General features: G+C 38.8%; 15 protein-coding genes. 7 read left to right on the top strand and 8 right to left on the bottom strand.

The features are described from left to right. The first annotated feature begins 14 nt into the window (after window positions 1–14). Window positions 15–215 carry a hypothetical protein gene (locus TSP02S_RS01590; protein WP_041081382.1) on the top strand — a complete coding sequence of 67 codons (201 nt, stop codon included), beginning with the start codon at window positions 15–17 and terminating at the stop codon, window positions 213–215. Here TSP02S_RS01590 and TSP02S_RS01585 read toward each other — a convergent pair. Then, window positions 196–1206, bottom strand: coding sequence for a lysylphosphatidylglycerol synthase transmembrane domain-containing protein (locus TSP02S_RS01585; protein WP_041081380.1), 1011 nt, complete (start codon window positions 1204–1206; stop codon window positions 196–198). The genes TSP02S_RS01590 and TSP02S_RS01585 overlap by 20 nt on opposite strands. Before the next feature lie 105 nt (window positions 1207–1311). Between TSP02S_RS01585 and mreB the strand changes: the two genes are divergently transcribed. Beyond that, complete coding sequence (mreB, locus tag TSP02S_RS01580) at window positions 1312–2319, top strand: rod shape-determining protein (RefSeq protein ID WP_041084010.1); 1008 nt, start codon at window positions 1312–1314, stop codon at window positions 2317–2319. Beyond that, window positions 2320–2979 carry a hypothetical protein gene (locus tag TSP02S_RS01575; protein WP_041081378.1) on the top strand — a complete coding sequence of 220 codons (660 nt, stop codon included), beginning with the start codon at window positions 2320–2322 and terminating at the stop codon, window positions 2977–2979. On the opposite strand, the gene TSP02S_RS10680 is transcribed toward TSP02S_RS01575, so the two are convergent. Genes TSP02S_RS10680 through TSP02S_RS01540 form a run of 7 tightly spaced genes read right to left on the bottom strand, consistent with a single transcriptional unit; the run spans window position 2939 to window position 9214 of the window. Further along, on the bottom strand, window positions 2939–3805 hold the full coding sequence (locus TSP02S_RS10680; RefSeq protein WP_052465262.1) for a tetratricopeptide repeat protein: 867 nt from the start codon (window positions 3803–3805) through the stop codon (window positions 2939–2941). The two genes, TSP02S_RS01575 and TSP02S_RS10680, sit on opposite strands and share 41 nt — an antisense overlap. Then, window positions 3792–6131 carry an esterase/lipase family protein gene (locus tag TSP02S_RS01565; RefSeq protein WP_232503739.1) on the bottom strand — a complete coding sequence of 780 codons (2340 nt, stop codon included), beginning with the start codon at window positions 6129–6131 and terminating at the stop codon, window positions 3792–3794. The genes TSP02S_RS10680 and TSP02S_RS01565 overlap by 14 nt, the downstream gene beginning before the upstream one ends. Before the next feature lie 4 nt (window positions 6132–6135). Then, on the bottom strand, window positions 6136–6966 hold the full coding sequence (locus TSP02S_RS01560) for a polyprenyl synthetase family protein (RefSeq protein WP_052465261.1): 831 nt from the start codon (window positions 6964–6966) through the stop codon (window positions 6136–6138). Beyond that, window positions 6956–7507: a bifunctional nuclease family protein gene (locus TSP02S_RS01555; protein WP_041081374.1), complete on the bottom strand. Its 552-nt coding sequence runs from the start codon at window positions 7505–7507 to the stop codon at window positions 6956–6958. The genes TSP02S_RS01560 and TSP02S_RS01555 overlap by 11 nt, the downstream gene beginning before the upstream one ends. After that, window positions 7504–8247 carry a lysophospholipid acyltransferase family protein gene (locus TSP02S_RS01550; protein WP_052465260.1) on the bottom strand — a complete coding sequence of 248 codons (744 nt, stop codon included), beginning with the start codon at window positions 8245–8247 and terminating at the stop codon, window positions 7504–7506. Before TSP02S_RS01550 ends, TSP02S_RS01555 begins: the two co-directional genes overlap by 4 nt. 15 nt (window positions 8248–8262) lie before the next feature. Continuing rightward, a complete protein-coding gene (locus TSP02S_RS01545; RefSeq protein WP_171816299.1) occupies window positions 8263–8883 on the bottom strand; it encodes a HesA/MoeB/ThiF family protein in 621 nt (206 codons plus the stop codon). Between the two features lie 37 nt (window positions 8884–8920). After that, the gene (locus tag TSP02S_RS01540) at window positions 8921–9214 is read right to left on the bottom strand and encodes a hypothetical protein (protein WP_041081368.1); all 294 of its coding nucleotides are present in this window, start codon (window positions 9212–9214) and stop codon (window positions 8921–8923) included. Window positions 9215–9248: 34 nt separating this feature from the next. Between TSP02S_RS01540 and TSP02S_RS01535 the strand changes: the two genes are divergently transcribed. The 4 genes from TSP02S_RS01535 to TSP02S_RS01520 all read left to right on the top strand — a co-directional run bounded on the left by TSP02S_RS01535 (window position 9249) and on the right by TSP02S_RS01520 (window position 14305). Further along, a complete protein-coding gene (locus TSP02S_RS01535; protein WP_052465258.1) occupies window positions 9249–10028 on the top strand; it encodes a carbohydrate kinase family protein in 780 nt (259 codons plus the stop codon). Window positions 10029–10033: 5 nt separating this feature from the next. Then, on the top strand, window positions 10034–10978 hold the full coding sequence (locus TSP02S_RS01530; RefSeq protein WP_232503738.1) for an MDR/zinc-dependent alcohol dehydrogenase-like family protein: 945 nt from the start codon (window positions 10034–10036) through the stop codon (window positions 10976–10978). A 112-nt stretch (window positions 10979–11090) separates the two neighbouring features. Further along, complete coding sequence (locus TSP02S_RS01525) at window positions 11091–11720, top strand: redox-sensing transcriptional repressor Rex (protein WP_041081364.1); 630 nt, start codon at window positions 11091–11093, stop codon at window positions 11718–11720. A 62-nt stretch (window positions 11721–11782) separates the two neighbouring features. Beyond that, window positions 11783–14305: an adenosylcobalamin-dependent ribonucleoside-diphosphate reductase gene (locus tag TSP02S_RS01520; RefSeq protein WP_041081362.1), complete on the top strand. Its 2523-nt coding sequence runs from the start codon at window positions 11783–11785 to the stop codon at window positions 14303–14305. Window positions 14306–14314: the final 9 nt, after the last annotated feature.

Genomic DNA, 14314 nt, shown 5'->3' with positions numbered 1-14314 from the left:
CGCGAGGTGATAACTTGAAGGTTGTTTCAAATATCTTGTTCTTTGTGGGATCTGGTATATTGTTATTCGCCATCTTGAGCTTCGAATTAGGTTTGAGAGCCATGAAGAATGACGAAAAGGAAAAGATGAAGGGTCACAACAAAAGAGGTTGGAAAGCTCTGATGTTATGCGGAGCTATGTACGCATTGTCTTTCATTACGGCTTTGTTTGTTTGAAGGTCAAAAGCATTTTTGACAGCAGCAAAGTCCCAAGAGCAATCATTGTATAATACGTGATCAAGCGCCATGTTATGACAGTTGCAACAACAATATCGCGTGAAATCAAATTTTTAAACATTATGTAGAAGGCACCTTCAACACCGCCAGAAGAGCCAGGTGTTGGTAAGAAGTACACAACCATAGTCATCGCAAGTATTGCCGCCAAGAACTCAAGGTAATTCACCTTGCAAAAACCAAAACTCAATACTAATATATACGGAACACTCATTGTCAATAATATCTCTAAACCAGTCAAAAACACATTGACCAACAGGAGTATCTTTGAAGAGGTCCACAGATTCTTGAGCAATTCAAAATAATTTGATAGGGAATCAACTGTTTTCTTAAGAACTAATTGTATATCTTTCTTAGTCAAACGGGATATCACCTTTGTTAAAAATTTCGAGGTGAAAATTCTATATGTGAAATTCTTTGAAAGAATGAGAAGTAGAAAAAATACATAAATGGCACTTGTGAGTATAAGACCAGCATAAACCATAAAAGCCGAACTGTTATCAGATATGAGTTTCTTACCCCGAAACAAAATCAGAAAAAATGAAGTTGTAATCATCAGAGTCAGTGATGTGATGAATTTCACACCAATTGCCATCGATGATCTTTCTATTGAAATGTTGTTCTTGACCAGATGATATATCTGAAAAGGTTGACCACCTGCTGAAAAAGGGGTTATAGCACTCGTATAAAGACCAAGCACAGTGTTTTGAAAACACAATAAATAGCTAACTTTTAATCCATTATGCGACAATAAAATCTTTGTTCTAAGTGCATCAATCAGCATAAAAATAAAGTAAGCACAGCATGCAATCGAGAATATCCGAAGATCAATGGACTTGAACGCTGCCAAAAGACTCTCTTTTGCACCGAAAAGTGATATTAACGCAGTCATTCCCAAACTCAGAATGACACCTATCAGGATTTTTGTTCGCACAACGCATCACCTTTTTGCTCTATTACTTTACCACGATCTGTTATTTTTTCAACCTTCATGATAAAATGTATCTGAGTCGTATCAATGGAGGATGATGTTGTGAACATGAGACGTGACCTTGGTATAGATCTTGGAACGGCAAATACACTTGTGTACGTGAGGGGTAAGGGAATCGTTATAAACGAGCCATCTGTTGTGGCAATCAACGCAGATACAGGTGAAGTCCTCAAGGTTGGTATGGAAGCAAAGATGATGCTTGGAAAAACTCCCGCATCGATAATAGCCTTACGACCACTGAGAGATGGTGTCATTGCAGACTACGATGTGGCTCTCTCAATGCTCAAATACTTCATTGGTAAAACTAAACCAGCTATGTCCTTTCTCAAACCAAGGGTTGTCATAGGTGTACCCATAGGAATAACTGATGTTGAAAGGCGTGCAATACTCGAAGCTGGGCTCGAAGCAGGCGCTTCAAGGGTTTTTTTGATAGAAGAACCCATGGCGAGTGCAATAGGTATAGATCTCGATGTTGAAGAACCAAATGGGAATATGATCGTTGACATAGGAGGAGGAACAACAGAGGTTGCTGTGATATCCTTGGGGAGCATCGTTGTATGGGATTCAATAAGGATTGCAGGAGATGAGATGGACGAAGCAATAGTTCAATATGTCAGAGAAACATATCGAATAGCAATAGGTGAAAGAACTGGTGAGAAGATAAAAATAGACATCGGAAATGTCTTTCAAAACCAAGAATACGACGCATTAGAAACAGTGGTAACCGGCATCGATCTTTCAACTGGGTTACCACGAAGAACCATTCTAAAAGGTGCAGAGATTCGTGAAGCATTGATGATACCAATCGCAGCCATAATCGACAGTATAAAATCCACTTTAGAGAGAACTCCTCCAGAACTGGCAACGGATATCGTAGAACGTGGAATAGTGGCAACAGGTGGTGGTTCTTTACTACGAGGCATAGACAAACTCATTGAAAGAGAAACAGGAATAAAAGTCGTTAGGGCTGAAGATCCAATGTCGTGTGTTGCTAAAGGCGCTGGCAAGGTACTTGACAAAGTAGAAATACTGAAAAAACTCCAGCAGGTGGACTGAATGCCAATCAGAAAAGTTAATCAGGTTGTCGCACTTTTTTTTATCTTCATCTTGATCTTCGTGCTCGATATATTATCCTTACATCGCATAAGTTTTGCTTTACAATCATTTTTTCATCCCTTGACCGTTTTACCTCTCAAAAGTAGGATATTCGCGTTACATATCTTAGAAGGAATAAAGATCTCTCTAAATCAAAACAATGATACAGTCATGGAACGGCAAATTCAATCTCCTTCAGAAGGTTCTCCTGTTTTAGGATTGAGAGAACAATACATCATCATTGCTGGAGATTCAAAACCAGGCGATATAGCTGTAGATCCCGATAGAAAATGTTTGGTTGGGATCGTCAGAAGCTCTGACAAACAAATCAGCTGGGTAGAATCTATATTTTCCCCACAAATGGCTATACAGGTCACAGTCGAATCCTCAACGGTAAAAACAGATGGAGAACTTTTTTTCGGCAACAGGCTCAGGATTTATGAAAATATAGAAATCATGGGTTTTGAGGTGAAAATATCTGATGTATTTCCATGTGGAACGCTTTTGAAAAATCTCGGATTTGGAAAATTGGGTACAGTTATCGATAGAGATGGACCGTACTATGTCATTGATAACCAGTTCAGTGTTCCGTCTCGCCTTGTGATTTTCCCTGGGTATTGATGATCTTGTTCATCAAATCTGATAAAACCTTTGCGTCTTCTTCATCATAAGCGGTCTTTTCTTCAAGTTTCTTTAGAATCTCAAAAGGATCATCTTGACTGCTCAATCGAGTTTCTTCTTTGGGTTTTTCCTTCGACAAAATCTCCTGAACTATTGAATCAAGCTGTGCCTCTATTTCTTTGAACTTCTCATCAGACTCGACAACAGGTGTTTGTGTTGAAGTAGATATCTCCTGAACGAGTTTTTCAACCTCACTTATACTACTTTCAACTTGAGTTTCAACATCGATTTTTTGCTCGGTAGATTCTTTTGATACTTCCACCCGCACTTTCTTTTCTTTCCGTTTTTTCAACAAATACATTGCAAGAAAACTCACAGAGAAACTAACAACAAATACACCTATGATGAGAAGTAAAGAAACACCCTTCTTCTGAGGCAATTCTGTAGGAGTTGGAGTGGTTTGTGGAATTCTTGCTCTTATCCATGTCATCCATTCTTCGGTTGGTTGAGTACCCTGTTTGATCAAAGCCAAGATCTGTTTAGAGATTGGATTGGTGTTCTGATACTGTTCTAAATATGTCTTTGCCTTTTGCAGATCTCCTATGGCAAAGGCACAGATACCCATTTTCAATTTGAGTAAACTATCATAAGATTCCAATGAAGGCTCTATCTGCACAGCCTTTTCAAACCATTGTAGAGCCTGTTCGTAATTTCCAGAAATATAAGCATTCAGTGCCGATGTGTAATACTCATTTGATGCGAAAACCAATGCGACAGATATAACCAACCAAACAACAAGAGGTTTCACATTTTTAAGGTAACTCATAGATCTCTATCCTCCTGTCTACAAGTGCGTAGACCTCCTTTCCAACTGGTACAATCTTCTTGATCTTCCCATCAAATTTGTGTATTTCTTCTCTAAGCGCCATATTCTTCAGATCAAAGAAAAGAACAGAAGAACTTCCACTAATTAATAAATATCTCTCACCTTGCCCAATATAAATTGGATCTATCCATCCTTCAGCCACGATAACACGTGACTTTGTTGAGAGGTTGAACAAAATTATCGAATAACTTCTCAAACCCAAAATCAGCAGATCATCTTTCTCAATACAAGTTGTGAAATCGACCGACTTTCCTTTTATGTTTATGTCAGAAGAGCTCACGAGTTTTTTCAAAACACTCGAATTACTCGACAAACTGTACACAGCTTCATTTGTCAACAAAAGCGGACTGTTTCCATCGATAAATCTCGCATATTCTCCAGATAGGTCAGTTACTTTTTTCCATTCTCTTTCCCACTTATAAAGAGATAGTCCTTTGCTCTTCACTACTGAAAATATCCCTATATCACTGACCAAGAAATCCACGCAATTCTCCAAAAGATTCACACCAGAAGTCTGAGATATACCACTGCCATCATATATTATCGCATTTTTGTTGCTGTAAAATCCGAGTTTACCTGAAACAACATGTGCAAATTGAAGATCTCCTTGGTATAAAACTTTCCCATTCAAGTCATATAAACCACTACTACGTTGAATTAGAATCTTTGAACCAACTTGAAAAATATCGATCGCTTGCTGGTCAAGTGTCTTTATTTTTTTCATCAATTGAGCAATTTTGAAAGAACTCGGTGTTTTGACCTGTAAGGTCTGTATAGGTTTTGGAACAGTTTCTGTTTCTTTTACACCTGGCACTCTTTCAGAATAAGTTTCCACTTTGTACTCGGGAACCTTTGGGAGTTGATAATCCAGAATCTTCTTTAGCTTCTCGTGAAACTTTGGTGAAAGGTAACAATCGAAAAATGACCCATCTGACTCAAAAAGCTCAACTCCATCTATCGTTGCACTCTGTTTTGTAACAACACCATCTCCAGAACCAGTTACCAACTCCGGATAGAAACTCTCAAGTGGTGTACCTTTCAAGTCTATGGACATCGGAGGTTTATTTCCAACCACACAGAGATATTTAATATCTTTGCGTGGAGAACCTATCAAACTCAGCAATTTAGAGGATGCAGATATCTCTCTATACAGCGGACCAACTGACTCAAGATAAGATAACAAATGTGATTTCATGGAATCTACAGTGGATTTGTCCGTGCCAAAATTGTTTGCGATCAGCTCTGAAGGTTTGCCAAAAAGTAAGGTTCCAAAGTAAATTGGGTTCACTATATTTGTACCTTTGTTCGGGGTGCTCACCAAAACAACGGTCCTGATGTTCTTTATCTCTGGATGTCTTTCCAATGCCAAACGAGCTATCAAACCACCCATTCCATGGGCAAGGATATCAAAGTCAAGAGATTTTAACCTGAGAAGCTCTGCCGACAATTTTTCTGCCTCATAAAGCAAGAAGCTATTTATGTCGGAATTCTTAGAAAACTGTCTGAAGCCGTTCATGTAAGACTTTGACTTTGTATCGACTATTGGATATTCATAATACATGATCGTTCTACTTGGAAAGAGCTCACTCCAGATATTTATATCTTGCTTAAGAGTACTCGGAATGAAACCCAAAAAATTTCTGTCTATATCTGGTATGAGTAACAAAACAGGCTCCGCACTCTTTGAGTTTTCCTTGATCAGTTGCAAACCAAGTTTCTGTTTTTGTGGTACATTCGCAATTAATCCAATCGTTGATGTGTGAAAGGCCTCGGTTTCAATATACGGTCCCACTTCATCCATATCTATGTAAGCACCACCAAAGGTTCTGTAGATAGGCTCTGAAGTATTTGGAATATAGGCTAATCTCACATTTGCATAATCCTCGCCAAGATATAGATTCGCCGGTAAACGGTAACGAATCAAAATTGGTTTCATTGCAAATTCCTCGATTTTATCAACAGGAGTGACTTCATACACGTCAGAGACAAATATCGAAGCAAGTTGCAAAGGAAGGTTTGAAGAAGATATCTTTCTTATCTCAAAGGATTTGGGTCTACTATATGCACCTTCAGACACCGAGATCGTTAAAGCCTCGGTCATGACACTCGCACCTTTCTCGGGTTTGGTTGTAAAAGTTTTTCTAAAGATATTCAATCCTAAAAGGACAATCAAAACTACTATGATAGAACCAATAACGATGAGCAAAAGTAATTTCTTTTTCAGTATAGACCCAAGTAACTCAATAACCTTTTCCACAAATCTCACTCTCTCATTTGGCAAGAGATTTCAGAAAATCAACCGTCCCGTTCATTCCAAGTTCACTGAATCTTTTCACAACTCCTTTCAATAACTTATCGGCAAAATTCTCTGCCTTCTGAATCCCAACGATACTCACAACTGTTGGTTTTCCGAGTATTTTATCTCTCCCAACTGTCTTACCAACTGCTGTTTCATCAGACAAAGCATCCTTCAAATCGTCAACTACTTGAAACCACACACCAAGCAACGAGCCCAATTTAGAAAGTTTGTCTATTAAATGAAATTTCTCTGAAAGCATAGCGCCTGATGCAACACAAAACGAGAAAAGGCCACCGGTTTTCTTTGCATACATTTTAATAACTTTATCGAGCTCCTGGCGTTTACCAGTGTATTCGACATCAAGTGCCTCACCAATCAAAACATCATAAGTCGATCTTGAAAATTCTCTAAATAGAACGGCCTTTACATTTTCATTGGCAGGAGACTGGCTGAGTACACAAAAAGACTTCAACATCAACCCATCTCCTGCAAGTATCGCAAAATCATTTCCATAAACCACATGACAGGACGGTCTGCCTCGCCTGAGAGGTGAATCATCTATCTGTGGAAGATCATCATGAATTAAAGAGCCGGTGTGAAAAAGTTCGATTGCAAGTGCAGGGTGCCACACTAAATCGATATCTACCATCATGTCTTCACAGATGGTTTTTATCAGAATTGGTCTGATTCGTTTACCACCAGACAGAAGGCTATAGTTCATAGCCTCTTCGACTTTGCTGGATTTTGGGATCAAATTTTGCAGTTTTTTGTTGAATACTTCAAGAAAATCCTCATTCTTCATCTTCTTGATCCTGTGGCTCGTCTCTGAGCATCTGTCTAAATTTATCTATATCCAGATTTTCAACGAATTTTTTGAATTCCTCATCTGATGTATCTTCAGGTATCTGTAAATCAATTGCGTGTTCTTCTACTATTTCATTACTCACATAAAGTGGTATGCCCTTTTTCACGGCAAGGACTATGGAATCAGATGGTCTTGCGTCCATTTCGATCAAGGCGTGTTCATCTGAACCCTCGTCTTCTTCTCCTTCTACATACGTCAAATCACGTATCACAAGTGTCGCATAGTAAACGTTGTCTTTTACTGAGTGAATGATTGCCTTCTCAAGACGTGCATCGAGTGCCTCAAGAATATTCACGATTAAATCGTGTGTCAGAGGTCTTGGAAAGCCAAGACCCTCAAGGCTTATTGCAAGAGCGTTCGCTTCACATGCTCCTATCCAAATCGGCACCACCTTGTTAGTTCCTTCGATTCCCAATATCACAACCGGAGAATTGTGTACCTTGTCTAAAACCAATGCTTTAATCCAAGCCCTTCTCATTTCGAATCACCTCCAGTGGCTTTAAGTCTCTCAACCCCAAGTCTCACAGTCTCTTCCACTTTCTGAGCAAGCATTTCTTCACTGGGAAAGTCATTTGGACTAATTGGTGGGTGAATTATCATGGAAACTGGACCAGGGTTCAAAAAAAGACTGCGTTTTGGTACTAAAGATATTGTACCCCAAATTGAAATGGGTAACACTTTGACGTTGAGTTTCTTTGCTATCTTGAAAATAGCCGTCTTGAACCTACCAACCGTACCATCAACAGATCGAGTACCTTCTGGAAAGATCAACAGAGAATTCCCAGATGAAAGTGTCTTTATGATCTTTTTAATTACTTGAGCTCCCTCGGCTGGGTTATCTCTATCAAGAAAGAAGCCTCCCATGTATTTGACAAACCAATTCACACCAGGTACTCTCGAGAGCTCCTTCTTGGCAACCATAGGCATGGGACCAACATAACCGAGTATCAAAGGTATATCCATCAAACTCTGGTGATTTGCGACTACAAGACATCTTTCGCAAACATTTTCCTGCCCCATTACAATCACAGGTGAGAACATGAATCTAAAAGCATTCTTACCAAAGATCTTGATCTGACCGTCAATGAATTTTCTCGCCTTATTTTTATCTGCAAAAATACGAATGATCAACCCAATGAACAAGACAACAGTTCCATAAATCAAAATGTATAAAACAGCAGCCACAAGAAAATAAATTGTCACCAAGACTCTCTTCACCATATCACCACCAAATTAAATTATCTTCACAGTCTCAAAGTGGTTGCTTAGAAGGTCAACCATCAGAATTTTACCAGCTAATATCTCTTTCTTCTTGCAAATTAATTTAACCACTTCGGCTACCTGCATTGATGCCACCAAAACTACTAAAGGTGGAAAAATCTGCGAATCTTTTTGATCTTGAATCCCTCTGAACAATTGATTGAGTGTGGGTGTTTCACCATATAAGATAGTTGTGATTTGACCAACAAAACCCTGCACTCCTGCGTGTACAAGCGGTACTGAATTTTCTTGACAGAGTTTATCCAGTATCAATTTGGATCTGAAATTATCAAGGCAATCAACCACAACATCAACCTTTGGAAGACAAAAATTATCATCTATAGTTTCTTCGAATGTAACTACATTACACGATGGATTTACCTTTTTTAGCCTTTCTTTTGCCACAGTGGTTTTTGATCTTCCCAGACTTTCCCGATCGTACAAAATCTGCCTGTTTAAATCTGGTTCATCAACGATACCATGGTCAACTAAGTATATATTCTCAAAACCAAGTCTAACGAGCAACGACAAAACCGTACACCCAAGACCACCAGCACCGGCAACGAATACTTTTGCTGAAGTGATCCTATCCATGCATCCTTCAAGTAGTCGACAATGTCTTTCAAACATTTTATCCACCACTGACAGGGACAAAGATGGTCATTTCTGTACTCCTAAGATGGTTGGTATCACAATCAAGTATATTCACACCATCGCACAAAACGACAACCCAATTTCTGATGAGTTTACCATCCTTTTCAGTCAATAAATAAACACTCTCTTCTTTTTCATCGATAATGATCTCTACGCGCTTTTTCAATGCTTGAGAAATAGATTCAAAAATCTTTTTCAAATTACTCTCTTTCACCTCTATTTCTTTGATACCTACCATCGCATCTACGATATTTCCAAATCTGACCTTCACTTTTTCACCTCACTTCTATTATACTTTTCTATGGGTGATCTTCATAAAAATAGCTGTAGTCGGCGGAATTTTTTGGGATGTTTATATTTATGGTGACCAACCACACAGTGCAGAAATATTGGAGATGTGCGGTGGTTCTGGTCTAAACATCGCCTTTGGTCTCAAAATGATGGGTTTTGATGTTGCACTTTTTTCCAACATAGGTAACGATTACAAGGCAGATCTGATCATGGCAGAACTCACGCGATTGAATTTTAACACACAGTATATCAGAAGAATACAAGGAACAACAGGATACCACATCGCTCTGAATGAAAAACCCATAGCAGTGAATAGGGGTGTGAATAGACTACCAGTTCAAGTAGATCAAGAGCACATAAAATCTTTCGATTGTTTTGTGATCAACACCGAAGTGCCACCCGAGAGTGTTTATAAAGTTATCGAACTCTCAAAAGAAAAAAGAATTTTCCTGGACATTGGACCACTCGCGAATTTGAGAAAAGACGTAAAAAAGTTGTCTGATAACCTACTCGTGATTGGTAACGCCAAGGAATCTGAAAAAATCGATTGCGACGTGATTAAACTTGGACCAAAAGGTGCTAAGTGGGGAGATCTCATGATAGATGGAGATGGTATAGATCATCCTTATAAAATAGGTACTGGAGATGTCTTTGACGTAGTATTGATCTTTAATTTACTTTCTAAAGCAGATAAAGTCCATGCCTTAAAAGAAGCTGTAAAGAAAGCTCAGTATGCTGCCAAATCGATCAAAGGAGCCTTCAGTAAGATGAAAAGTCTTAGTGATGAAAAATAAAAGCCTTGATCTATGATGGACAAGATCTCAAACTTTCAGATGTTAACAAACCAATCATAAAGACAGATCATGCACTCATAAAAATTCTCCTTGCTGGTATATGTAACACCGATTTTGAGATATTGAAAGGATACATGAATTTCAAAGGTATCCTTGGTCATGAGTTCGTTGGAATCGTTGAACAAGGTCCACAGGAACTTGTTGGTAAAAGGGTTGTCGGAGAAATAAACATTCCATGTGAGCAGTGTGATTTGTGTATTCAAGGTCTTCACAGACACTGCCGGAACATGAAAGTACTCGGAATAAAAAATTACGATGGCGTGTTCGCTGAATATACGCTTTTGCCAGTGAAAAACCTTCATGTAGTACCAGAAGAAATAGAAAATGAAAGAGCTGTATTTATAGAACCACTCGCTGCTGCTTTTAGAATACTTGAGCAGATCAGTATATCAAATCCACAAAAAGTGGCGATACTTGGCGATGGAAAACTCGGTTTACTCATCTCCAAAGCCTTGAGTTTTTCAAAGATCGATCACTTACTCTTTGGAAAACACGAAGAAAAATTATCATTAGCCCGTACCTGGACATCTACTGAATCTTCACAGAACTTTCGAAGATATGATAGATATTTTGACGTTGTCATCGATGCAACGGGAAGAAAATCGGGTATAGAACAAGCACTTTCTCTTGTAAAACCCGAAGGTACTATTGTTTTAAAGACAACAATAGCAGATCGAATTGACCTGAACTTGAGTCTGGTAGCCGTTAACGAGATCAAAATGATTGGTTCAAGGTGTGGTCCATTCCCAATGGCAATCTCTGCTCTGAAAGAAGGACTTGAAGTTCGTGATTTAATTCAAGCCGTTTTTGATCTCTCAGATTATCAAAAGGCATTCGATGTGGCAAGAAACAATTCTCTGAAAGTAATCTTGAAGATTCATGATAAATAAAATTTGAGGCCAATTGAAGATATCTCAACGCCACTTTCTAAGATCAAAATATTTTTTTGATTCTATCGTGATAGAATATATTTGTGAAAAAGAGAACTAAGGGGGTTCCTGAATGAAAAAGATACCAAAACCCACCGTGAGAAGGCTGGCGATTTACTACAGATGTCTTGAGCGGTTAGAACAGCAAGGTGAAGAAAACATTTCGTCCAAACTGCTTGCTCAGATGGTGCATATCAAAGATTCTCAGGTGAGAAAAGATCTTTCATATTTTGGGAACTTTGGTCGTCGTGGCATTGGATACAATATCCAGAAGTTGTTGAATGAGATCCGAAAGATACTCGGGATTCACAAAAAGTGGAAGGTTGTGATAATCGGTGCTGGAAACATAGGCCAAGCTATAGCAAGATTCAGGCAAATAGAAAAGCACAATTTCCAGATCATTGGAATTTTTGACACAGACAAAAGAAAAGTGGGGAAGCAGATAACTCATGATCTTGTAATATCTGACATGAATTCGTTGGAAGAATTTATCGCCCAAAATCAGGCAGAAATTGCGGTTATTGCCACTCCGGCAGAGGCAGCTCAATCTGTCACACAGAGGTTGGAAAAGGCAGGAATTAGGGGTATAATATGTTTTGCACCTGTGACCTTGGACTGTAACATACCAGTTGAGTACGTGGACATAACCGTCTTTTTCAAAACACTCGTCCATTCTGTTGTTTCACAGGAATACAATATATAGTACTATCTTGCAATCAAATACAATCTATAGTATAATTACCCCCGGAAGGGGGTTTGAATTTTATGTATTCAGATCTTATTCAAAAGTACAAAAACATAACTCCTTCAGACAATGCGATGAAAATACTCAAAGAAAGGTATTTCATCAAAACGGCTGATGGAGAATTATTAGAAAACTCATGGGAAGATGTTGCACGCCGGGTTTCAAGAGTTGTGGCAGCAGCAGAATTAATCAACAACCCACAGTTGGAAAAATTGTCCGCCAACCAAAAACTCGAATTCGTGAAAGATCTCGAAGAGAAGTTTTTTGATCTAATGGCGAGTAGGATCTTTATCCCCAACAGCCCTACACTTTTCAACGCAGGAATGGGTGTAGATTACAAACTTCTGTACAAACCCATTGAACAAATGACTCTTGAAGATTATGAAAAGATACTAAATTCAAGAAACCATTTACACATGCTTTCCGCATGTTTTGTGGTACCTGTCGAAGACAGCATTGATGGTATTTTTACGGCTGTAAAAGAATACGCACTGATCACAAAAGCCGGTGGAGGAATAGGCAGCAATTTCAGTTCCCTTAGACCGAATGGGAGTTTCGTTGCAGGAACACATGGTAAAGCATCGGGACCGATAAGCTTCATGCATGTCTTCAACTCAGCAGTATCAGTTGTCGAGCAAGGTTATAGAAGACGCGGTGCTTTAATGGGAATCATGAATATCGATCATCCCGATATACTGGATTTCATCTCTGCTAAAAAGGGAAATGATGGTGAAAAAGTCCTTAGATTTTTCAACATATCCGTTGGAATACCAATGAGACGTGAAGAGTTACTGAGAATCTATGAAAACGACGGGATGATAAAACTAAGCCACCCAAAGTGGCATTCACAAAAAGAAGTAAAGCTAAGAGAGATTTTACAAAAAATGGCGCAAAATGCTTGGGAGACAGGCGATCCTGGTATGGTTTTTCTTGGAGAAATGAATAGGTATTATGCACTTTATCCTGAAAAAGAAATCATTTCAACAAATCCATGTGGAGAAATAGGACTTGGTGCTTACGAGGCTTGTAATCTTGGCTCAATAGATCTTGCAAAACTATGTGATGATTCAGGAAGGTTCGACTGGGACGCACTGAGCGAGATTGTCAGAATTTCAACCAGATTCTTAGACAATGTGATAGATGTCAACGTATTTCCCATAGACAAAATCACCAAAGCCGTTAAAGACTCAAGGCGCCTTGGTCTTGGAATCATGGGTTTTGCAGATCTACTTTACAAAATGGAGATACCATACGATTCAGAACAAGCAAGAAAATTGGCAAAAAATATAATGGCATTCATGTCGATAAATGCCCATGAAGAGTCTTCAAAACTCGGTGAACAAAAAGGTAATTTCCCATTGTTTGAAAAAAGTAGATACTTCTCACAAGAAGGCTTTATTCCTTTCTCTATGGACGAAAGCGATTATGACCAAGCAATCGCCGAGCACTTCAGAACACAGGCAAGAAAGTACAAAAGAAATGTTGCAGTACTTGCAATAGCACCTACTGGCTCGATTTCTAACATTGCCGACACTTCATCAGGTCTTGAACCAAATTTCTTGTTGGCTTACGTAAGATACGTAAACAAACAAAACAGCAATGAGAGAGAGGCATTGTTCTATGTCAACGAGGTTCTCAAGAAAAAAATACCCGCAGAATTACTGGAAAAGATAAAAGATAGATTGATCGAAGATGGTACAATGAAACACCTTGAAGTAGATGAGAAACTCAAAAAAATCTTTGTGGTGTCGCATGATATAAAACCGATAGACCATCTTTTAATGCAAGAGGCATTTCAATGTTATGTAGACAACAATATTTCAAAGACCATAAATATGCCCAACAGTGCGACGGTAGATGATGTACTTGAGATTTATGTTGAGGCATTAAAGCACAAGATCAGAGGTCTTACAATTTACCGCGATGGTTCATTACAGACACAGGTTCTGACGTCAACAAAGTCCGCAAAAACAAAAGATGCGCCAAAGATCAAATTTTTCATTCTCGACGATAAACACAGACTCAGGGCAAAACCCAGAAAAGAAACCCTTCGCAGTGTCACAAGAAAATATAAAAGTTCTTCAGGAACGACATACATAACCGTTTCTTTCGATGATACCGGTGAAGCAATAGAGATATTCCTCTCTAACGGTACCGAAACAGCTGAGGCAATAGGAAGACTCTCTTCAACGGCTTTGCGAGCAGGTGTATCAGTCGATGAGATAATCGAACAACTTGTAAAGGTCAAGGGAGATTATGTGAAAAACGTAGGATACGAGATCAAAAAGGCAATAGAAGATTTCAGTGAATTATGGAATCAGAAGGAAACTATGCAAGATGAATTTCTCAAGATAGATGGAACGGCAAAAACTCCAGAAGAAATAGAAAAATTCGTTGTAGCAAATGGCCTTGAGTGGAAACAAGGTTACTATGTAGATATCGATGGAAACACATATTGTCCATCATGTCTTTCCAAAAACTCCCTGATAATGCAAGAAGGATGTACAAGTTGCAAAGCATGCGGCTGGTCCAGATGTAGCTAAGAACGATGT

It is taken from the genome of Thermotoga profunda AZM34c06, assembly GCF_000828675.1.
GTDB lineage: Bacteria > Thermotogota > Thermotogae > Thermotogales > DSM-5069 > Pseudothermotoga_B > Pseudothermotoga_B profunda.
The sequence above is the reverse complement of the archived record's forward strand: the minus strand, read 5'-3'. Positions and strand labels throughout refer to the sequence as shown.